Origin of the sequence: Bythopirellula polymerisocia (assembly GCF_007860015.1) — a bacterium.
In the GTDB taxonomy this organism is placed as follows: Bacteria; Planctomycetota; Planctomycetia; order Pirellulales; family Lacipirellulaceae; genus Bythopirellula; species Bythopirellula polymerisocia.
The window spans coordinates 421,563-442,099 of the sequence record NZ_SJPS01000005.1 but is presented as its reverse complement, the minus strand read 5'-3'; the positions used below and the strand labels follow the sequence as shown (position 1 = coordinate 442,099).

General features: G+C 51.5%; 19 protein-coding genes and 1 pseudogene. 7 read left to right on the top strand and 13 right to left on the bottom strand.

All coding sequences use genetic code 11. The features are described 5' to 3' along the window. The 6 genes and pseudogenes from Pla144_RS24685 to Pla144_RS17565 form a co-directional block, all read left to right on the top strand. Positions 1–433 (top strand): annotated as a pseudogene (locus Pla144_RS24685) (hypothetical protein); the annotation flags it as partial. A gap of 344 nt (positions 434–777) precedes the next feature. Continuing rightward, entirely contained in the window at positions 778–1,098 is a 321-nt protein-coding gene (locus Pla144_RS24680; protein WP_197530779.1) for a GlsB/YeaQ/YmgE family stress response membrane protein, read from the top strand. Between the two features lie 53 nt (positions 1,099–1,151). Further along, positions 1,152–2,276, top strand: coding sequence for a type IV pilus twitching motility protein PilT (locus Pla144_RS17580; protein ID WP_146452003.1), 1,125 nt, complete (start codon positions 1,152–1,154; stop codon positions 2,274–2,276). Between the two features lie 596 nt (positions 2,277–2,872). Continuing rightward, complete coding sequence (locus tag Pla144_RS17575; protein WP_146452002.1) at positions 2,873–3,586, top strand: cytidylate kinase-like family protein; 714 nt, start codon at positions 2,873–2,875, stop codon at positions 3,584–3,586. Positions 3,587–3,663: 77 nt separating this feature from the next. Continuing rightward, the gene (locus Pla144_RS17570; protein WP_146452001.1) at positions 3,664–5,235 is read left to right on the top strand and encodes a bifunctional aminoglycoside phosphotransferase/ATP-binding protein; all 1,572 of its coding nucleotides are present in this window, start codon (positions 3,664–3,666) and stop codon (positions 5,233–5,235) included. A gap of 136 nt (positions 5,236–5,371) precedes the next feature. Beyond that, positions 5,372–5,662, top strand: coding sequence for a hypothetical protein (locus tag Pla144_RS17565; protein ID WP_146452000.1), 291 nt, complete (start codon positions 5,372–5,374; stop codon positions 5,660–5,662). Here Pla144_RS17565 and Pla144_RS17560 read toward each other — a convergent pair. From Pla144_RS17560 to Pla144_RS17515, 10 genes are all read right to left on the bottom strand, one after another. After that, on the bottom strand, positions 5,659–6,078 hold the full coding sequence (locus tag Pla144_RS17560) for a globin (protein WP_146451999.1): 420 nt from the start codon (positions 6,076–6,078) through the stop codon (positions 5,659–5,661). The genes Pla144_RS17565 and Pla144_RS17560 overlap by 4 nt on opposite strands. Positions 6,079–6,355: 277 nt before the next feature. After that, positions 6,356–7,081, bottom strand: coding sequence for a hypothetical protein (locus Pla144_RS17555; RefSeq protein ID WP_146451998.1), 726 nt, complete (start codon positions 7,079–7,081; stop codon positions 6,356–6,358). A gap of 648 nt (positions 7,082–7,729) precedes the next feature. Further along, the gene (locus Pla144_RS17550; RefSeq protein ID WP_146451997.1) at positions 7,730–8,737 is read right to left on the bottom strand and encodes a 2-hydroxyacid dehydrogenase; all 1,008 of its coding nucleotides are present in this window, start codon (positions 8,735–8,737) and stop codon (positions 7,730–7,732) included. After that, positions 8,718–11,480, bottom strand: coding sequence for a cation-translocating P-type ATPase (locus Pla144_RS17545; protein WP_146451996.1), 2,763 nt, complete (start codon positions 11,478–11,480; stop codon positions 8,718–8,720). Before Pla144_RS17545 ends, Pla144_RS17550 begins: the two co-directional genes overlap by 20 nt. Before the next feature lie 67 nt (positions 11,481–11,547). Then, positions 11,548–12,477, bottom strand: coding sequence for a universal stress protein (locus Pla144_RS17540; protein ID WP_146451995.1), 930 nt, complete (start codon positions 12,475–12,477; stop codon positions 11,548–11,550). Positions 12,478–12,599: 122 nt separating this feature from the next. Continuing rightward, a complete protein-coding gene (locus Pla144_RS17535) occupies positions 12,600–13,535 on the bottom strand; it encodes a universal stress protein (protein ID WP_261342330.1) in 936 nt (311 codons plus the stop codon). Positions 13,536–13,587: 52 nt separating this feature from the next. Beyond that, positions 13,588–14,514, bottom strand: a complete 927-nt coding sequence (locus Pla144_RS17530) for a universal stress protein (RefSeq protein ID WP_146451993.1) — start codon at positions 14,512–14,514, stop codon at positions 13,588–13,590. A gap of 95 nt (positions 14,515–14,609) precedes the next feature. Then, positions 14,610–14,852, bottom strand: coding sequence for a carbon storage regulator CsrA (csrA, locus tag Pla144_RS17525; RefSeq protein ID WP_146451992.1), 243 nt, complete (start codon positions 14,850–14,852; stop codon positions 14,610–14,612). Between the two features lie 18 nt (positions 14,853–14,870). Continuing rightward, on the bottom strand, positions 14,871–15,242 hold the full coding sequence (locus tag Pla144_RS17520) for an HPF/RaiA family ribosome-associated protein (RefSeq protein ID WP_146451991.1): 372 nt from the start codon (positions 15,240–15,242) through the stop codon (positions 14,871–14,873). A gap of 169 nt (positions 15,243–15,411) precedes the next feature. After that, positions 15,412–15,768, bottom strand: coding sequence for a hypothetical protein (locus Pla144_RS17515; protein WP_146451990.1), 357 nt, complete (start codon positions 15,766–15,768; stop codon positions 15,412–15,414). Between the two features lie 126 nt (positions 15,769–15,894). On the opposite strand from Pla144_RS17515, the gene nhaR reads away from it, so the two are divergent. Continuing rightward, positions 15,895–16,818: a transcriptional activator NhaR gene (gene nhaR / locus Pla144_RS17510; RefSeq protein ID WP_146451989.1), complete on the top strand. Its 924-nt coding sequence runs from the start codon at positions 15,895–15,897 to the stop codon at positions 16,816–16,818. A 197-nt stretch (positions 16,819–17,015) separates the two neighbouring features. Here nhaR and fabI read toward each other — a convergent pair whose 3' ends face one another. From fabI to Pla144_RS17495, 3 genes are read right to left on the bottom strand one after another with little or no spacing between them, the layout of a single operon-like run. Further along, positions 17,016–17,783 (bottom strand): enoyl-ACP reductase FabI, encoded by a 768-nt coding sequence (fabI, locus tag Pla144_RS17505; protein WP_146451988.1) that lies wholly within the window; start codon positions 17,781–17,783, stop codon positions 17,016–17,018. Beyond that, positions 17,780–18,886 (bottom strand): acetate/propionate family kinase, encoded by a 1,107-nt coding sequence (locus Pla144_RS17500; protein WP_146451987.1) that lies wholly within the window; start codon positions 18,884–18,886, stop codon positions 17,780–17,782. The genes fabI and Pla144_RS17500 overlap by 4 nt, the downstream gene beginning before the upstream one ends. 2 nt (positions 18,887–18,888) lie before the next feature. Next, on the bottom strand, positions 18,889–20,298 hold the full coding sequence (locus tag Pla144_RS17495; protein WP_146451986.1) for a bifunctional enoyl-CoA hydratase/phosphate acetyltransferase: 1,410 nt from the start codon (positions 20,296–20,298) through the stop codon (positions 18,889–18,891). Between the last annotated feature and the right edge of the window lie 239 nt (positions 20,299–20,537).

The following is a 20,537-nucleotide window of genomic DNA, read 5'->3' as shown; positions in this document are numbered from 1 at the left end:
GCAAAACTCGCTTCCAGTTGCTGGTCAGGCTCTACTGGACGGGGTTCTCACCCGCAAGGTTCCGCTGAAAGGTTTCAAAGTTGTAATTTACATCTCATTCCCCTTTCCCAAGCTTTGCTTGGCGCAATTGATGCACCCTCAGCGGGTTTTGCATTTTCGCAAACTGCATTCGGTGGGGTTCACCGAGGGCGGCTGTTCGCGCTGGCCTAAAGTCAATCTGGCGAACTTCCTGGGCCTCATTGCGCTACCTCAGGAGATCGATTCTTGGTCGCTAGTGACACTCCAGGATAGGTTGGTTAAGACTGGGGCAAAGGTCGTTCGGCACGAGAAGTACGCGACGTTCCAGTTCGCCGAGGTGGCCGTGAAGCGAACGTTGTTTGTCGCAATACCCTACCGCATTATCCAGCTGGCGATACATCTGCTGGTTATGTGACATGACTCGGGAACGGATCAAAGAGTGGAAAACGGGGCTTCTTAGAGAGCAGGTCTAAGGTGATCCAGTCTTGGCCGCTGATTAACGCTCTGGTTGCATCCGTCACAGCCTCGAATCGCGGATTGTTTGGAATGGAAGACGGAAAAAACGTCAAAAAGTTCGCACGCGCCAGACACGTAGGAGCGATGTTAAGATGGGCAGCGACTTAGGGCTGGAGCGGTTTCAGGTTCAATCCAAAAGGTAAATGTTGGATTAGTATTCATCCGTGGCTAGAATCACCTTTGCAAACCGCTGTGAGCGACCCGTATTAGTCCGTCAATTGTAAGAGAATACCGATAGGTGGTTTGTATTGGTTTATTCTGATTGGCCTCCTGGCGGGATGGTTGGCCGGAACTCTGATGAAGGGGAGTGGTTTCAGGTTGCCGGGAAATCTCATCGTGGGTGTGATCGGGGCGATCGTAGGCGGGTTGGTGTTCGGACTCCTTGGGTTCGAAAGTAATATCTTGGGAAGCCTTACCACGGCCAGAGTAGGGGCCGGCTTATTCATTGCCTTTTTACGAGGAGTCAAACGCGTAGGCGCACTTCGTCGCGAATCTAGTTATAATGGAAACAATAACTTAGGGGTTTCCTTTGCCACAGAGTATGCTAAGGAGCGGCCACAATAGTGGATTTGGTTTTGCCTGGACGAGGACTCTCCATCAGTTAGGGGACCTGCCTCATGGAACTATTACCTCCTGAAGAAGAAATTCAGAAACTCCTGACCTTCGTCAGCGAGCATGAAGCCTCGGACTTACATTTGAAAGTCGGATATCCTCCCTATGTGCGGATTGGAGGGCACCTCCGCAAGTTGCAGTTGCCGGAACTTCCGGATGCGAGCTATTTGGATGGCATGTTTAAGTCGATGGTCCCGCACGACCGTTGGCGAGACTTTGAGAATAAGGGCTCGGTCGATTTCTCAGCCGCTCACCACACAGGCGACCGCTTTCGGATCAACCTATTTCGTTCACGAGGTGAGATTCACGCGGCGATTCGGCGCGTGCAAGCTAAGATTTTGAATTTTAATGATTTGAACCTTCCTGACGTTTACCGCAAAATGATCACGGAGACTTCTGAAGGATTAGTCTTGGTGTGTGGCGTGACAGGCAGCGGCAAGAGCTCCACCTTGGCCGCTATGCTCGAACACATCAACCTAAACCGCAGCATGCATATTATTACGATCGAAGACCCCATCGAATTTGCTTTTCATGGGAAAAAGTCCATCATCTCGCAGCGTGAAGTGGGACTTGACGTACCGAATTTTCAGGATGCAATGCGAGTTGTCGTACGGCAGGACCCCGACGTGATACTAATAGGCGAAATGCGAGATCGGGAAACAATGTTGGCGGCGATTCAAGCTGCCGAGACGGGGCACTTGGTGATGGGATCGTTGCACTGTGCAGATGCTCAGTTGAGTTTTTCCCGGATTCTCGAATTCTTCGAACGGAGCGAACACAGCTTTATCCGCTCCTCGCTCTCAAACAGCCTGAAGGCAATCATGTGCCAGCGGTTGTTGCCAGCTTTGGAAGAGGGGCGGCGTTATCCAGCGACGGAGGTGTTGCTGATAAACTCGATCGTCAAAGACAAGATATTGCACGAAGAGGACGAAGACCTGCCAGCACTCTTACATCAATGCCGGGCGGAAGGGATGCGGGAATACACCCATTCATTGTGTGAGTTGGTGCTATCAGAAAAAATCTCGCGCGTAGTGGCGCTAGACGCTGCCCCCAATCGTGAGGCCCTGCTCTCGGCACTCAAAGGGATTGATTCGGCTTCCTCAGGAATTATCTCACGATTAAGGAAATAGGCTGCTGCCTTTGGGTCGCTTCATCAGACTTCAATTCATCCTCTATGCCCGATCGATCGATAAGGGTCGATTTGCCGCTGCCAAGTTATCTCGTGCACGTATTTTCAATTAATCATAGAAGGCAGCGATCTCACCTTCGTCGGCGTAGTCAATCGTCTCGATTTCATGCAGGAGATTGACATGAGCACCATATTGTTTGGCTAATCGAACAGCGTATCGCAGGGCAGCCGCTTTTTTTAGGAGTAAAGTCGAGCGGAACCAGAATGTGCTTGACCAGTGAAGACATTCAAACCACTTGTCACATGGACTATTCGCTCGAAGGTTATTCCTTCTTTAACCATCGTAAATGAGGTTCCAACGGTCTCGATTTCATTATTCAGCGTGTTTATTGCAAAGTGGCTGCCCGTTGGTGGGCGAATTCGCTCACCTTCGTCTGGTGATGCTACTTTGTTTAGAGAATTGAGCGGGATACTACCGACTTCGCGTTGCGTGGTCGCGCAATCGCTGGCTGACGCATTGTGGCACGCAGATTGCACTGTTTACGTCCGAGATGTCTATTAGTTCGGCTATCTGTGAGTAGAAAAAGGGTTATTAAGATGACTACCCATGCTAGTTCGCGAGGGGTGGGATTGGAGCGTGCTTACAAGCACTGGCGTGAACGGGGATCGCAGTTCAATTTGCACGAATCCAAGAACATCGAGCCGGGAGTGACAATTGCAATCAGCCGCGAGCGAGGAGCAGGTGGCAGGGCGATCGCTCAACTCGTTGCTGACCAATTGGGTTGGCCAGTCTACGACCAGGCGTTGGTTGACAAGATCGCTGAGGACTCTGCGGTTCGATTGCAGCTTTTGGATAAGCTAGATGAGAAGTGTCCCAACTGGCTTGACGAATGCCTTCATAGTTTCCATGAAGAGAGACACCTTAGTGGAGTGGGGTTTGCCATGCGACTTCAGAAGGTACTGTTTGCGCTCTATCGCCACGGGAACTGTGTAATTCTTGGTCGCGGTGCCTCCCAAGTGTTGCCGGAAAAGAGGACATTAAGAATTCGGTTGGTTGCTCCAATCCTCTATCGAGTTCAGCGGGCGACGAATCACTTAGGAATTAGTGCAGAGGCAGAGAAACAAGTAGTCCAAATCGATCGAATGCGGGTTGACTTCGTAAAAAGATACTTTCACAAAGATCCAACAGACGTTCATGAGTACGACCTGACGATGAATACTGCTCGCTTTAGCGAGAATGACTGCAAGGACCTCATCCTTACTGGGCTCACGGCGCGTCAAGCACGCCTACCCACCCACAATACTCCCTGACAGGACCGGACGGTTGGCAATGAGTATATGAGTGGCGTCTGCTAGTGCCTGATACTAGTATCCCTAGGAGGATCAAGGTGTTGACAACTCATTGCTCAAGTGTAGCGATTGAAGGAGTTGTGCGATTGCTGAGTTCGCCATCCGTCTACGACGACGATTCAGCCGAAGTGGAAGTTATCGAAACGCACCTCTCTTATGTGTTTCTGAGCCGATTACATGCATTGAAGATCAAGAAGCCGGTTCACTTCGAGTTTGTTGACTTTACGACAATTGGATTGCGAAAAGATGCATGTGAAGAAGAGGTCAGGTTAAATCGCCGCTGGGCGGACGACGTCTATTATGGGGTCTTCCCTGTAACGAAAGAGATGAACGGCCAGCTTGCGTTTGACGGCGCGGGACTACCTGTGGAGTGGGCTGTAAGTATGAGGCGTCTGCGGAAGGAGGATTCATTGGACCTTCTCATCTGTGAGCGCAGGTTGACAGCGAATCAAGAACAAACTTTAGCAGATCACCTTGTAGCGAAGACTATGCAACTTCCCCAGGGAGAGATAAGCCCTACAGATTACGTGGCGAAAGTACGAACCCAGCAACAAGCAAATACCCAATCTCTGCTCCGACATGCCGGCAACAATGAGCATCATCGCATCCTGCGTGTCCACAGCGCCCTAGCAAACTTCTTGTGGACGCAACGTGAAGTATTCGAAACGCGCGTGGCAAATGGAAGAGTTGTCGAAGGGCACGGCGACCTGCGGCCTGAGCATATCTACATGGAATCTCCCCCTCAGATCATCGATGGGATCGAGTTTTCCCGCGCTCTACGTACCCTAGACATCCTCGACGAGTTATGCTTTCTCGAAGTTGAATGCGAGAGGATCGGCGGACATCGGTTGTCAGCTGCAATCGACGAGGCGTACCAACACCACTTCGATGACCGTCCGCCTAAAGGACTAGTCGCTTTCTACAAGGCTTACCGTGCGACCGTGCGAGCAAAGGTTGAGGCCTTGCGTCTATCGCAGATCCAGAATGTGGTCGACAAGGCTCTACTCCGGGACTTGCGAAACCATTTGGTTTATGCGGACTTTTACGCGCAGCAACTCGGACGCCCGTGGATTATTGTGGTTTGCGGCTTGATGGGTACCGGGAAGTCGACACTGGCCCGGTCAATCGCAGAAGCCGCTGGGGCAGACCTGCTACAAACCGATGTGATACGAAAGCTGTTAATCGGCACATGCGAAACACCTGCTTCGTATGGCGGCGGCAATTATCGCCAGCTTCTCCGTCAACAAGTCTACGATAGGTTGCTCAAAGATGCGGCTGATGCGCTTGACTCAGGTAGGTCAGTGATCGCTGATGGAACTTTCCTAACCAACTCGCTTCGGCAAGACTTATTCGCGATTGCCCGTTCGCGCATGGCCCCCATTCTGTTTGTCAGGTGTAAGACTCCAAGAGTAAACACCATCTCACGACTGCAGAAACGCAACGAAAGCAGTGAGTCTGAATCCGAAGCCCGGCCTGATCTCTACGACCAACAAGCGGCTGAGGAAGAGAAGTTTAACTCGGCTTATCCTGCGGTTGAGATACCCACGATAGACCCGGTTCATCACCAAGTCGAAACCGTCCGCCGCGAATTCAAGGCTGTTGTGTCTTAAATCGATACGCTAACGATATTGGGCAACAAGGTGGTCACATAGCCTCAATCGGCTTCCCGCTGAACCTCCTGTCCCTCTAGAGTAAAATCGGGCAGCTTACGCTAGCTGCACAGTTGCCGCCATTTTATTCAGGAAAATGGAGAAGTGTGCGCCTTGGCATCCCGGCGAACTCGCTGAGAACCAGGTGGCCCTGGGTGGCAACACCCAGGGCCACCTGGCCCTCGCTCAATTAGTCGGTCGCCAAACTGAAGGAGGTCTTGCACTCCGACTGAACTTGGCATGTTGCCCTTCGCGACCTCGTCAGGGCCAACTGAATCGCGTCAACACGACCTGCAATGCCAGACGTGACTTGGTAGAAAAAATGGTCGTTTCTTGCGACTCCTTGGTCAACAATTCCATTTGCGCTACGTACCGTGACCCAGTTTAATCGTGGTCGATCCCTTGGGATGCACCGACAGCGATCATTTTCTTAATTGACTTGAGCATGGCCTCACGCCAAAGCCGTTCCAGGGTCGGTGTGTAGCTTGGGTCATGCTTCTGGATGGCCTCGCACAGTGAGTCCAGCCACATCTCGTACATCTCCAGCGTTACACCTAGTTCCTTGTGGTGAAGACCCAGCCTTTCGATTTCTTCACGTGTGCCGGACATCCCACGATCAAAACAGAGCATTTCCAACAGCGATTGGCGGAGCATGACTTTTTGAACTTTGAAATCCGTCTTGGCAAACATCTGGGCGATCACTGGCGACTTGGATAAAAACTCGTCGTAGAACGTATCAAGAAAACGCTCATCGTGACGACATCGAGAGTAGCTGGCCGTCAATTCATTCGCTTCTTTCGCCATCGATCGGGATCCCTGTGCGCATAGTGAGTTTGGGCGAGACGTCTCGATGCATATAGAAATTTCACATATTTCCAACCTAACCGTCCGATTTTCGCCTCGGTAAACTGCCCTATCCAGCTACGAAGCCCGTTTTCTGGCCGCCTGCGAGGCTCCTCGAATCGAAGTACCAGGCAGCAACTACGTCAGGCAATTGGCATCGTGCTGAAAATGGTTGGGCGGCAGCGCGCCACAGTCGGTCCAGATCCGCAGCAACCCACAGCCTCGCATCATTTTCAGACTAAGCTTTATAAAGGGCACTCGAGCGCCGGAGCACCAGGATCACTCCGATGGTAATAGCTAAAGTCAGCGTGTTTGGCTCTGGTACTGGCGCTGTGACCAAAACCGACGGGTCCGCAACCGTAAAGTATTGAACTGGATGGGTACCGTCAAAGATCGGCGTCCCTTCGGATTGCCCCTCCCCCCCTGCATAATGAGCCTCCAATCTCAGTGGTAATTGCAGTGTGGGAAGTTCCACCGCAAATTGAAACGCCAGCATCTCATCCGGGCTGAGTACTGGGAGTAAGAATGAAGCTACGGCTGAAGAAAAACCAAACCAACTGGAACCTTCAAACAACGGATTCGTGTTGGACTGAACACTGGAGCCCGATCCAGCCATCAGGCTGGTGGTCGTGATGCTGTTAGGTAGAAATGAAAATGCTGGCAGCGGGACACTCGCGCCGGTAGAGTTGTTGAAAACGACGATGCTCATACCGGTTACGGTCACACCGTTCGGCGCCAGATTGCCCAGCGAGCCCAACCCCACGCCCGCTGTACAGGTTGTCGGAACGGTAGGTGGTACGAGTGAAGTCTCTAGTGTCAGGAAGCCCTGTACCACGCCGCCACTGCTATTGGTTGGCAACCAAAGTTCGCCGCCGGCATTCGTGCCGTGCTTGCTACAGGCAATTGTGAGTGAAGGTGAAAGACTCCACGCGATGATTGTGATTGTACCAAGGCAATTCCGCATCAGGGAGTTCTCCCTTCGGTGCCGATTCTAGTAGCTGTCGGCAGCATGAACACTCGCAACGCTGCACCTATGGTAACAGCAGTTGACTCAGGGACCGAATCATTTGGATTCCTTAAAAGATACGCACCGGACAGGTCTCGCATCCTGGAAGCCGTTCGCAAGGCTTGGACTACTCTAATTGGAATCTCTTATCAGCCCAGTTACAACCAGTTTAATGAGAAACTACCCTATTTAATTTATTTTCAAAGGATCACTAAAATCTCGGATAGATGGGTTAAGAGTCGCTTCGGCATCATCCGATCGGGCTATGCATTCTGAGCCGATCCTAAATTTTTTTACGGTAGGTTCTTGGTTGTGCCGCGTATCAACGAGATTTCGGTACTCTTTGATACTGGCTGGTGCCGTAGATACATGGCCTGAATCGGGCTCGTATCATTCTCCCGGACGTGCGTCAGGCGTATCAAAGGCGATTCGAGATTGAGCACTACTCCCTCACTCGGCTCAAATCCCAGTGCTACATCTTGATTGCTATTGGACACTCGGTAGCCCTGTTGTCCCATCGCTAAAGCAAGTCAAAGCAGGTCCAAAACTAACCGATGAACGACAAACAATTCCCTGAACTTGTCGACTCTGGATCAGAGCAAATAGTTAACGTATCACAAGGGATAGCGACACTTCGTTGAGACTCTTGTCCTGAATCTCAATGTCAGAAATGTTCTTCAGGGTGGTCTCAGCAATACAACTGAGAGCGTCACGGGTAAAGAATGCCTGATGACCGGTTATGATTACATTCGGGAATGTCAGAAGCCGAGACAAAACGTCGTCCGGAATAACGACATTCGACAGGTCTTCAAAAAACACATCCGCTTCCTCTTCGTAAACGTCTAAACCCAAGTAGCCAATCTTTCCGCTCTTCAAGCCAACGATAACTGCTTGTGTATCGATCACAGCTCCTCGGCTAGTGTTGACGAGCATCACTCCGTGTTTCATTTGCCGAATGGCAGCTGAATTGATTAAATGATGGGTGTCGGGCGTTAAAGGGCAATGCAGTGAGATGATGTCAGACTCAGCGAACAACCGATCTAAATCAACATACTGTACTCCTAGTTTCTGACACACGTTGTTTGGACATACATCATAGGCGAGTATCCGACAGCCGAATCCCGACATAATCTTGGCAAACACGGTGCCAATCTGACCAGTGCCAATCACTCCCACAGAACGACCGTTTAGATCGAAGCCGAGCAGACCACTCAGATAGAAATTGCCATCACGTACGCGGTTGTACGCTCGGTGGATATTCCGATTCAGAGTCAGGATCAAACCTACCGCATGCTCAGCGACAGCGTGTGGCGAGTACGCTGGAACACGAACTACCTTGATATTACAAGCTTTCGCTGTTTTTAGATCAACATTGTTAAAGCCAGCGCACCTCAATGCTATTGCACGTATTCCAACCGTCGCCAAGATCCCTATAACTTCCGAGTCGAGATGATCATTGACAAAGACGCATACCGCGTCAAACCCCTTAGCCAACCCCACAGTGTCAAGTGTCAATCGTGCGTCAAGATAAGTTAACTCATGGGGGTACTGACGAACAGCGGCGTCAAGGAATTCTCGGTCGTAAGGTTTCGTGCTATAAACGATTGTCTTCATCTTCATTCCTTATGTTATTGACTTTTCTCGAAACCGCCTCACGCCGCGTACGCATCGCCCAATTCCATTTATGAATTTCCATCGCAAAAAATACGCTCAACGCCAACGCCCACAAATAGGCGAAAGTCGCCAGGCTGATCGGTTCAATGTGCAGGACCTTTTGTCCCAAAGGCACAAACATCGCACCGAAATGAATCAACAACGCGATGATTGCTCCACCGAGCAGAATTGGACTTCGCAGTGGCGACAATCGTAACGCTGATTTTGTCTCGGAACGGCAATTGCCGATGTGAACGTTCTCAAACAAGACCATAAGCAACAACAGGGCGTTGCGCGCCGCTGCTTCAGTCCAACCTGCACGCAGCATCCACCAAAAAGCACCGAAACCCACAAAACCCATGACTAATGCAGCGACAATGGTTCGCTCGATCATCAGGCGATTGAAAATACTCTCTGACGGCGGCCTGGGTGCTCGGCTGAGCACATCTCCTTCACTCGGTTCAAATGCCAGAGCTACGTCTTGAATGCCGTTAGTGACGAGGTTCAACCAAAGTAGTTGTACTGCCAGAAGCGGAAGTGGCAGTCCTACCAAGAGTGCAAGGCCAACTAAAACTATTTCTGCGGCACCGGTTGAGATCAGCAGGTAGATTACTTTGCGAACATTGTCGTATGCAACCCTGCCCTCCTCGATGCCAGCCACGATAGTGGCAAAGTTGTCGTCGCTGAGTACTAATTCAGCGGCTTCGCGCGCTACATCCGTTCCTGATTTGCCCATCGCTACACCGATGTTAGCAGCACGAAGGGCTGGAGCGTCGTTGACACCATCACCGGTTACGGCGACATAGTGTCCGACTCGACGTGCCGCATTAACAAGTTCCAGCTTTTGACGTGGGGCAACACGAGCGAAGACACGCGCTGTCTTGACAGCTTCTTCCATTTCCGTCGGCGACATCTTTGCCAATTGGCTACCGGTGACAACCTGACTCGATTCACTCGCCAAACCAAGTTCGCGCGCAATAGCAAGCGCTGTTACCGGATGATCTCCGGTGATCATGCAAGTACCAACTCCCGCTCCGTGGCATGCACGGACAGCGTTATGCACTCCTGGCCTTAACGGGTCAATCATCCCCACAAACCCTAAAAAGCTCAGATTGGATGGTTCAGGAGCGGCTAGTGCCGGATCCAATGGGGCAGGAGTCGTGCCTTCGGCCAATGCCAACACTCGGTAGCCCTGTTCTCCCATTAACTCAGCAAATCGAAGCATCTCTTCAGCCTTGCTAGACGCCTCGTTCTCATGCTGTCCAGGCCCCCAGTCGCACATAGCGAAGACCTTTTCTGGAGCACCCTTCACATACGCCTGGGTGGCTCCATCCGCCCGATGATAAGATGCAGCAAATTGTCGTTCCGGTTCGAAAGGAATTTCATTAATCTGCGGTTTATTCGCTAGACTAGTCTCATGTGTCCAGCCGAGCTTGTGAGCCATGGTGAGTAGGGCAAGATCAACGGCATCACCGCGCCAATGCCATTCTCCATTACGGCGATGCAGGTCTGCCTCATTGCATAAGACGGCGACTCGCGCCAGACTGTCGAGCACTGGATGGCTGTTTTTCTTGATCACATGCCCGTCATGCGTGACCTGACCCTCTGGGATGAATCCTTCGCCACTAACTTCGTATCGTTCGCCGTTGGGCAGTCGAATTTCGCGAACCGTCAACTCATTGCAAGTCAACGTGCCCGTCTTGTCGCTCGCGATTAGCGTACAGCTTCCTAGCCCTTCCACAGCGGCAAGCCGACGAACGATCACGCCGCGGCGAGCCATCCTCGCTGTCCCGATGGCTAGAGCTACAGTTAATGCGACCGGCAGACCTTCCGGTATGGCCGACACGGCCAAGGCGATCGAGAAGAGAAACATGTCGTGCAGGCTGTGGTTGTGAAGCAACACACCGAGAACAGCGACTGCGCAGGCCGCGATCAGAACTGCCACCGCTACTACTAGTGTGAATCGCTCCAGCCGTTCGATTAGGGGTGGCTTTCCTCCAGTGGCACTCATGACGTCTAAGGCTAACTGCCCTACGTGTGTGGCCGGACCGGTTGCCACAACCATGCCTTGGGCACGTCCGCGGACAACAATGGACCCCGCAAAGGTCATGTTCTTTCGATCGCCAACGGGCGTCGGCACAGCTCCCGTCCACGTAGGGTCCTTCGATACCGCCAGCGATTCGCCTGTCAATAGTGACTCATCAACTTCGAGTCCATGGGCTGAAATGATCCGCAAGTCTGCCGGCACGCGGTTGCCGGACTCCAGCCAGACAGTATCACCAGGAACAACCTTCTCCGCATCCATCTCACAGACTTCACCGTCTCTCAATACGGCAGCGCGGATTTGTAGCAGTCGTTGCAAGGCTTGTGTGCTCTTTTCAGCGCGCCACTCCTGGTAACCGCCGATCAGGGCATTCAAGAGGAGGACCGCGGCAATAAACGTAGCATCGGTTGTCTCGCCAATCGCAACTGACACCACTGCAGCGATTCCAAGAATGTAAATCAGCGGACTGTGGAATTGACGCAAGGCGATCTGCCACCAGGTCGGGTGCGGGGCGTGCGGCAATACATTCGGTCCGAGCTTTTCAAGACGCTCAGCTGCTTCCGATCCAGTCAGACCGCACGGCTCCGAATCCAATGAGTTCTGCACCGACTGCAAGTCGAGCGCGTGCCACGCAGGAAACTGTTGCGACTGTGGATCCATTTGTCAGTTCCCTTATTTCAGGCACATTCCTCCAGTGCCACTCTCTTTCCCAAAGAAAGCCTCACGTTTAGTCAATTGCAACTGGCGACTCAAACCCTGGCGGTTTAATAGCCAACACTGAGCAGGGGATCTGAGGGAGCAATCGCTCAGCCGTATTCCCTGTGATGATTCCAGCGATTCCACTCCGTGCCACAGTCGCCATCACCAGTAGTCCCACGTTATTCTCAGCAATCTCCCTTAAAATGGCTGAATCCGCAGCATCAACGACAATTTCGATTCTTGCTGGACACTGCAGCACTGTGGCATTAACCCGTACAAGCTGTGCTTCCAGTTGCTTCGCTGCCTCGGCACGGGCTCGTGTACGAATTTCGAACGAGTCCCACGAAGGTCTTCCCATACCAAGTTCAAGTACGTGCAGTACGTGTAACTGCGCACCTTGTAATTGCGCCATCGAAACACCCAACTCCAAAGCAAGACCGGAGACAGGCGTCAAGTCATCAGCGACCAGGATCGACGTTGCATTCTGATCTGCTTGCGGCTTACCAACCCAGACAGCGCAGGGACATTTGCGAAGCAACTTCATGCCGGTACTCCCGAATAATGCGCTCGTCGCAATTCCCCGTTGCCGCGTGCCGACGATTACGATGTCGTGCTGCTTCTTTAAGACTTGTCGAATCATCTCGACCCAGCTCTTTCCTACTGTTAGTACGTAACTCGCTTTGATACCTTCCCGTTTCGCCCGCTGCACAAGTGTGTTCAAACGCTCTTCATACTCTCCGATCAGCAACGACTCGACATCCCCACGTTTTTCGGCAACGAATCGAATATAATTAGGAACTTCTAGCGCAGTAAAGAACACCAACTGTGCATTATTGTGCTTGGCGAGCCACAACCCGTTTTCTATTGCCGTACTAGTTGCACTGGACATCTCGTTGGCAACGATCTGCTCCTTATCTGCTAAATCGACTCCCACCAGTATATTTTTGAATCGTTTCATGGTTAGACCTCCTTCATACGCATTACTTCGCTACGGGTAACGATCAAGTGCGTCTCATAACTGCTTCGAATCAAAGAGAATAATAATCGCCCTCCTGACTTATTAGGGTTTGTGCCATCTCGTTAATCATCGACACGAATAGGGCTAACAAAAGCAGAAGGCTTCAATGCCAATACTGAACAACGGATGCGGTTTATAATCTGCTCAGCAGTATTACCCATTATTACGCCCGCAATACCAGAACTCGCAACCGTGCCCATCACAACGAGATCGACTTCTTGGTTGTGGACAAACTCTGAGATTACAGTAGAAGTTTCGCCCTTGAGTATATGGACGTTGCTGGCTCGGGCTGTGCTACCGTGCCGCTGCAGAAACTTGTCGAGCAACCTCTTGGCCTGGTCGCTGCTGTTTTGTGTCAGTTCATTGAAGTTCTCGAGCAGCATTCGCTTCATGAGGATTCGCTCTCCGTAGATCGACCATGCGTGAACGATCGAAAAACGTCCATCGCAATACTTACTAATCGAAGATGCTAACTCAAAGATAGCGTTATTTAGTTCGATGTCTTGCTGGTCTCTCAGTGAAGTATTAACGCACCCTACGACGTGCTTGAAATTCAGTGACGAGTCAGGATCTGCAAGCAATACAGCACTCGGACATTTCCGCAAAAGACGCATTGCCATACTACCAAAAAACCCCTCGCGTACGCTCTCGCTACCCTTGGCTACAGCAATAACGAGGTCGTATTTCGAGCGTATCACCTCGCGAATCACTTGGACCGATGCTTTGCCGAGCAATACTTCGGATTCAACGTTGAGCCCCAGTTTTCGCATTGATGCAGCCAATTCTGCCAATTCTTGCCGTTTCTCTTCGATAATTCCCTCTCGGATCTGCTCATGTCCCTTAAGCGTCAAGCGAACTGTCCAGGGAAACTCTTCCGCAACATCTACGATCTTAAGTGAAGCATCATTGTGTCTGGCGATTTCCGCAGCCTTCACAACAAGAGGATGGCCTGCATGTCTCCTGTCTGCCACGACTAAAATCTTCCTAAATCTTTTCACGGTGACATCCCTTCTTCCCTCAGCAGCAAACACTTCGCAAGTCGACTTGGCGTCAAAGCGTGACAGGGGAAACAAAATCTGATGGCTTTACAGCAAGAACCGAACAAGGAATGCTTGGCAATAGATTCTCGGCGGTATTACCTGTGATGAAACCGGCAATTCCTACACGGGCTATTGTTCCCATGGCCAGCAATTCGATGCCGAACTTTTCGATGTGTGCCAAGATGGCAAGATCAGGCGAACCAATCACTAAATGAACCTGTGGAACTTGAGTTAGTTCATAATTCTTCAATTGTTCCTCGATATGACCTTGAGCCCGAGATCGGTACAACAGCATATTATCTGCTGATACACGCTGCTGAAATGCACTTTCCAGTTGAGGACTTTCGAGTGAATGAAGAACGTGTAACTGAGCACTATGGAGCTGTGCCATCGAGCATCCCAGTTCCATCGCGAGATCACCAACTGGACTCAGATCATGGGCTACCAGAATCGACTTGATCTTATTACTGCCCCGAGGCTGTGTGATCCACACAGGGCATGGACACTTCCTGAGCAACTTGATTCCCGTACTCCCCATCAGCACACTCCGGATCGCACTGAGATGTCGTGTGCCAACCACAACAAGATCATGTTCCTCGCGGAGTACTTGCCTAATTATTTCCAGCCAACTCTTGCCGAATCTGACATCCGTGTCGGCTTGGATGCCTTCCGACGCAGCCCTTGCGGCCAGCACATTTAGTGCATCACGGGCTTCTTTGAGGACAGAATCGTCTTCATCACTTTGTTCTTCGATCAAATTCTGAGCTGGATAAGAGATGTCTAGTGCAAAAAAGAAGGTTACCTTGGCGGAATTCACTTTCGCCAGCCAGAGCGCACGTTCCACTGCCTCCACAGTAGGGGGAGGAAGCACATCTGACACGAGTCGATCTCCCTGGGACAGGTCGATACCCACTAAGATGTTCTTGAACCGTTTCATGGCTTCCTCCTTTACTAATATTATTCGAGGGATCCCCCTGTAATGGCTAGTCTATGCAACATGTCGAAGAGTGGGTTGTTAATAATTAAACCTACTCATTCGTTATATTTTCTCTGTTCGCAATTCTGCTCGGCCCCCATTTTGATAGCAGGCGGAGGCTCAGCTGGTTCATTAGCTATCAATCGTATGTGTTGAGCTATTTCTTCACGATGCACAGCGATATGTTTCGGAGCTCGAATTCCTAGTCGAACTCTATCCCCTTGAATAGCAAGTACTTTCAGAACAATATCGTCGCGGACACAAATCGCTTCGCCTACCTTCCGGCTCAAAACAAGCATGACCACTCCTTTCACTTTTCAATCTGTGGGGATGACATCGTCGTATTGTTCGGTCGGTTTTTGAGAATGCTTGCACTGTCGTTGCGCGGATCGCCACAGTTCCAGCTTGCGCTGCACTATGCGACCGGCTCGATTCGCAGCTAACGAAACTGCCCCCTCGACATCGGCATGCGTCGCATCAACGCGCAATTCGTCCTTACGGTCAAGTTTAATGCTAATCTGACATCGTTTGTCGATGCCACCACGATCACCGTTGATATCTTCAACGACGACCGACACGCTCGTGACTCGCGGACTAAACCGACTTAGCGCAAAGTAGATACGGCGCTCTATCAGGCTTTGCAGGTTCTCGGATCTATCAATGCCCTTAAATCGGGTGCTCAAACGCATGATCGCTTTCTCTCTTATGTTTCTTGTTTCAAGACGTTGGACTCTAGGCTAGAACCAATCAGCTCGGCGCCACCCTTCGTCTAGAAATGTGCTGTTGCGTTTCCACTCCGACGAACCTACTAGCCTTGCTCGCTGTCGTTGCAGCTGCAAACGCTTGGCCCCCTTCAGATCAATCACGCACGATACGCGGGCCATGGTTTTTCCCTTTCACGGAAGCAAAGTCCATCGTGCCACCGGTTGAGAATTCGTTCAACTTGTTTGCAGCGCGCTCTACAGCCAACGATACGGTTTCAGATGTTGAGTCCCCTACGGACTCCACTAAGAAGCTCCCAATCTTCTTCATGCGTACCGATAGCCGACAGAGTTGTCGTAAAACACTGGAATCGCCTCCGGCAGTCCCTATACGCACCGTAACTTCGTCGATTTCAGAATTGAATCGGTTCAAGGAACGACAGATGCTGTCTTGGACATCTTTACGCGTTGCGTTGTCGAGCGACATCGATTGGCTCAGGACGGTGACTTTCATGGTCATAACTCCTTTGGTGGTAGGTTCACACTTCTGTCTAATTAAGTTATACGGTCGAAGAATCTGTTTAGACAGAAAGATTATCCTCCATTGAAGGTTAGATAATATCTACGTATCCTGAGAAGCATGGAATGGCTCAATTACCACCACCTGTATTACTTCTGGCTGGTTGCCCGCGATGGTAGTATTGCCAAGGCCGCTGAACAGTTAAAATTGGCTCATCCCACGATCAGCAAACAACTGCGTCAGCTCGAAGCATCCTTTGAAGAAAAGCTATTTGACCAAGTGGGTCGAAATTTAGTACTCACAGAATTTGGCCAAACGGTATTTCGCTATGCAGAAGAGATTTTCACCATCGGACGCGAGCTGCAAGATGCCGTACATGGCAGGCCTATTGGTCGACCACTAAAATTCGAAGTCGGTATACCTGACGTGATACCCAAGCTGATCGCTTACCTGCTGCTTATGCCGGCATTCCGCGTGGATGAGGACATTCATGTTGTCTGCCACGAGGGCAAGCATGAAGAATTGCTCGCAGAGCTCGCGTTGCATCGGCTTGATATGGTCTTGTCAGACGCTCCTATTGGTCCGACGGATAACGTGCGTGCATTCAGTCACCTCCTTGGTGAGTGCGGATCGTCGTTTTTCGGCACTTCGGCACTCACTTCGAAATATCGACGTAAGTTTCCAACATCGTTAGAGGGAGCGCCTCTGTTATTACCCACAGTCAAGACAGCGGTTCGCCGTGCTCTTGAGCAGTGGTTTTATTCGGAGGAGATCCGACCCAGCATTGTCGGCGAATTTGATGATTCGGCACTGATGAAAGTTTTCGGCCAGGACGGCGTCGGGTTATTTCCTGCACCAACCGTGATCGAAAAAGAGGTGTGCCGTCAGTACAACGTACAGGTGGTTGGCCGTACCGAGGCCGTGCGCGAGCGATACTACGCGATTTCCGTGGAACGCCGGTTAAAGCACCCGGCCGTCCTCGCCATCTGTGAGTCCGCTCGTCAAAAACTATTCGAATATCGCAAAGGTGTTTCCAGCTCATGAGATGGATCTACGTGTGAGTCTCAAACGGCAATTCTCACGTGCAAGATTCAGATTTGAGTCTTGCCCAGGACAAAAAGATGCCGACCAAGATACTCTTGAAGCGTTCCATGTGAGTTCACCTTCAATAACTTTGAGTAACTTTGTGTCCACCGATGATTACCAGATCAAACAAACCAATGAGACTTGGCTACTCTTGCTCAATCAATGATATTGTATCCTGCATCCACATAGACAACCTGGCCCGTCACTTGTCGGGCCTTATCCGAAACGAGAAAGGCGGCCATTTCTCCAATCTGGTCCAAGGTGACGATTTGATTTAGCGGAGCTTTCTCAGCAGCTTCTTGCATCAGGGAGTCGAATTCAGTCAAACCCGAAGCGGCACGAGTCTTCACAGGGCCAGGCGATAGTGCATTGACGCGAATTGCCTCGCTGCCCAACTCGGCTGCCAGGTAGCGCACGCTTGACTCCAGCGCCGCCTTCACAGGTCCCATTAAGTTGTAATTCGTAACAACTTTGGTGGCTCCATAATAACTCAACGTAAGAATCGATCCCACTTGCTTCATAAAGGGCTCTGCTGAATTTATGAGTCGGATCAGTGAGTGGCACGAGATATCCATAGCCGTCATGAAACCCTCTCGCGAAGTGTCCGTCAGCCGCCCCTGCAAATCGGTCTTTGGTGCAAAAGCAATGGAATGGAGCAGGAAATCCAACCGACCCCAGGTGTTGGCGATTGCCTCAAATAATGCAAGCTGCTGACTGCTTTGGGTCACGTCGAGCGGCAGAAAGATCGGTGCCGAGACATCCTCCGCCAAAGGCTGGACGTACTGCTTGGCCTTCTCATTGAGATAGGTAATCGCCAACTCCGCCCCATAATTGCGAAACGCTTTGGTGCACCCCCATGCGATCGACGCATCGTTGGCGATCCCCACCACCAAACCGGTTTTACCTCCTAATAATTGATTCATGGTCGTACCTGCTGTGTTGAAAGTGTCCAGCAGTGCTCGGCAATCATGCGCTCTTCGTTCGCGGAAATCACCAGCACTTCGAAAGGCACCAAAAAACTCAACATCTCCTTGATTTGCGTTCGTATTGATGCGGCATGTTCGCCGATTCCACCGGTAAACACCAACGCGTCGAGTCCACCTATCGAGACAGCCATGCGCGCAATATGTTGGGCCGCCATCGTGCAAAAGAACTGAATCGCAAAGTTGGCCTCCGTACTCCCACTCTCCAACAGGTTCTGCACGTCGTGGCTGACGCCAGACAAACCGACAAGGCCTGACTCGCAAGACAAAATCTGCTCGACACGCTCTGCTTTCAGGTTAAGCACGCGCAGCATATACAGAACGACCCCCGGATCAATGCAGCCGCACCGTGTGCCCATGGGCAATCCGTCCAGTGCTGTCATTCCCATGGTCGTATCGACGCTCTTGCCAGCAAGCATGGCACACAGGCTGGCACCGTTGCCTAGATGCGCTGCCACTATTCGGCCAGGTGCGATTTGCGGATGCTTCCTAACGAGTTCGTGAGCAACCCATTCATAAGAAAGCCCGTGAAACCCATAGCGGCGGATGCCCTGATCCCGTAGATACTTGGGAAGCGCATAATGCTGGAACACGGGAGCGTGATACTTGTGAAAGGCCGTGTCAAAACAGCCAATCTGCATGAGATCTGGATGCGACTGAGCGATCGCGTAGACTGCGGCGAGACAAGTGGGTTGGTGCAGCGGCGCCAGCGGAATCAACGTTTCCAATTGGTGCAATACCTGGGGTGTCAGCATTGTGGGTGAGGAAAATACTTCTCCTCCATGGACGATGCGGTGTCCGACCGCTTGCAGGTGCCAATCATTGGCGCTGCGCTCAGTCCAGGTTAAGAGTTCCCGTAACGCCCCGCCGTGATCGACCGTGGTGGGGAATTCAGCAACAGGGTTGCCATTCCACGAAAACACCGCTTGGGCACCAATCCTTGTGATTCTCCCAGAAGCTAGTAACGGCAAGTCGGCTACCGCCTCAAACACGCTTGCTTTCAGACTCGACGACCCTGCATTCAAAACTAAGATCGCGTTCATGGTCACTTGATATCTCCCTGCCGTTGTGCATCCGCCATCAGCACTGCCAGCGCACACGACATCAGGCGGGTCCGTTGAGAATCTGCCCGGCTCGTCAACATGATTGGAACGCGCGCGCCCAAAACGAGCCCCGCAGCAGCGGCGTGTCCCAGAAAAGTCAGTTGCTTCGCCACCATGTTGCCGGAATTTAGGTCAGGCGCCACCAAGATATCGGCGTCTCCCGCAACTTTCGATGTCAATCCCTTGTCCTGCACAGCCTGTTGACTGATCGCAAGGTCAAGCGCCAAAGGGCCGTCCAAGTGTGCGTTGTCAATCTGATGGCGATCCGCCATTTTACACAAACAGGCCGCATCCACCGTGGCTTGCATCTTTGAGTTCACTTTCTCGGTGGCTGCCAGAATGGCTACCTTGGGTTCAGTGGCGCCATGGGTCATCACACGCCACAGATCGATGGCGTTGCGGCAGATATCCGCCTTCTCATCCACCGTGGGGGCAACATTTATCGCGGCATCAGTGATCATAAGCAGCTTGTGGTAGCTGGCGACATCGACAACATAGGCGTGGCTGATCCGCCGCTCTGAGCGCAGGCCGGCAGCCGTTGACACGATGGCAGACATGAGTTCGTCGGTCGGCAAGCTCCCTTTCATCAGTGCTCCGACATCGCCAGCGACCGCCATTTCCACGGCTTTTGTTGCTGCTCCATGACTGTGCTCCGTAGGAACGACATCATAGAAACCAATATCAATGCCTGCTTCCTTAGCAGCTTTTCGGATCCGCCTTTCAGGCCCCACTAAAACGGGATCGATCAGTTTCTCGTCAACGGCCTCCACGACGGCTTGGATCGCAGTCGTAGTCACAGGGTGAACCACCGCTGTTCTTACTGGAGATAGTTGTTCACAACTGTCAATCAAGTCACGAAAGTGGTCGTGAAAGTGGAGCTGCACATCGGGCAGTTCGGGTTTTGTGCGCCGAATTTTTTGAACCGGGGCAATGACCGTGGAGGTCCCAATCGCCACCGTTTCTCCCAGCATATTCGCACAATGACAGTCGAATACGACGATATGTTTCTCATGGCGTTTCTCTTTTACGGAGACCTCAATATGGATCGTTTCGCCTGGACGGACAGGCTTCTTGAAAGCCAAATCTTGATTGAGATAAATCGTTCCCGGCCCGGGCAGTGCTGTGCCAAGCAAGGCGGAAATCAGCGCGCCTGTCCACATCCCATGACCCACCACACCGCGAAAGATACTGTCCTCAGCATACGAGTCGTCCAAATGGGCAGGATTCACATCGCCTGACAACACAGCGAATAACTGAATATCCTGCTTAGAAAGCGTGCGGGTCAGACTTGCTGTCTGCCCGACCTTGAGTTCATCGAACGTAACGTTAATCAATTCCTGCTGGTCGCTCATAACATGTCTCCATGATTCATGACCGCAATCACTGATGCTCAATACACTGGCTCGACTCATTCAATTATCCGGGTATTTAGCCGCATAAACCGTACAGTTGCGCTTCGGTCAGACTTCCTGCAATTACTCGAAATTTTAAATGGAACGGATTCTGTCCAGATACGTTTTAACTGACACAATGCCGTGCGATTCCGCACACTTCCTACCCGCTTGGCAACCAACCCAACACGCAAGAAGTC

Excerpts from the sequence above, each read along its gene's own strand:
- Pla144_RS17580 (WP_146452003.1), top strand. The coding sequence starts at position 1,152 with ATGGAACTATTACCTCCTGAAGAAGAAATTCAGAAACTCCTGACCTTC.
- Pla144_RS17575 (WP_146452002.1), top strand. The coding sequence starts at position 2,873 with ATGACTACCCATGCTAGTTCGCGAGGGGTGGGATTGGAGCGTGCTTAC.
- Pla144_RS17565 (WP_146452000.1), top strand. The coding sequence starts at position 5,372 with ATGGAGAAGTGTGCGCCTTGGCATCCCGGCGAACTCGCTGAGAACCAG.
- Pla144_RS17560 (WP_146451999.1), bottom strand. The coding sequence starts at position 6,078 with ATGGCGAAAGAAGCGAATGAATTGACGGCCAGCTACTCTCGATGTCGT.
- Pla144_RS17555 (WP_146451998.1), bottom strand. The coding sequence starts at position 7,081 with ATGCGGAATTGCCTTGGTACAATCACAATCATCGCGTGGAGTCTTTCA.
- Pla144_RS17550 (WP_146451997.1), bottom strand. The coding sequence starts at position 8,737 with ATGAAGACAATCGTTTATAGCACGAAACCTTACGACCGAGAATTCCTT.
- Pla144_RS17545 (WP_146451996.1), bottom strand. The coding sequence starts at position 11,480 with ATGGATCCACAGTCGCAACAGTTTCCTGCGTGGCACGCGCTCGACTTG.
- Pla144_RS17540 (WP_146451995.1), bottom strand. The coding sequence starts at position 12,477 with ATGAAACGATTCAAAAATATACTGGTGGGAGTCGATTTAGCAGATAAG.
- Pla144_RS17530 (WP_146451993.1), bottom strand. The coding sequence starts at position 14,514 with ATGAAACGGTTCAAGAACATCTTAGTGGGTATCGACCTGTCCCAGGGA.
- csrA (WP_146451992.1), bottom strand. The coding sequence starts at position 14,852 with ATGCTTGTTTTGAGCCGGAAGGTAGGCGAAGCGATTTGTGTCCGCGAC.
- Pla144_RS17520 (WP_146451991.1), bottom strand. The coding sequence starts at position 15,242 with ATGCGTTTGAGCACCCGATTTAAGGGCATTGATAGATCCGAGAACCTG.
- Pla144_RS17515 (WP_146451990.1), bottom strand. The coding sequence starts at position 15,768 with ATGAAAGTCACCGTCCTGAGCCAATCGATGTCGCTCGACAACGCAACG.
- nhaR (WP_146451989.1), top strand. The coding sequence starts at position 15,895 with ATGGAATGGCTCAATTACCACCACCTGTATTACTTCTGGCTGGTTGCC.
- fabI (WP_146451988.1), bottom strand. The coding sequence starts at position 17,783 with ATGAATCAATTATTAGGAGGTAAAACCGGTTTGGTGGTGGGGATCGCC.
- Pla144_RS17500 (WP_146451987.1), bottom strand. The coding sequence starts at position 18,886 with ATGAACGCGATCTTAGTTTTGAATGCAGGGTCGTCGAGTCTGAAAGCA.
- Pla144_RS17495 (WP_146451986.1), bottom strand. The coding sequence starts at position 20,298 with ATGAGCGACCAGCAGGAATTGATTAACGTTACGTTCGATGAACTCAAG.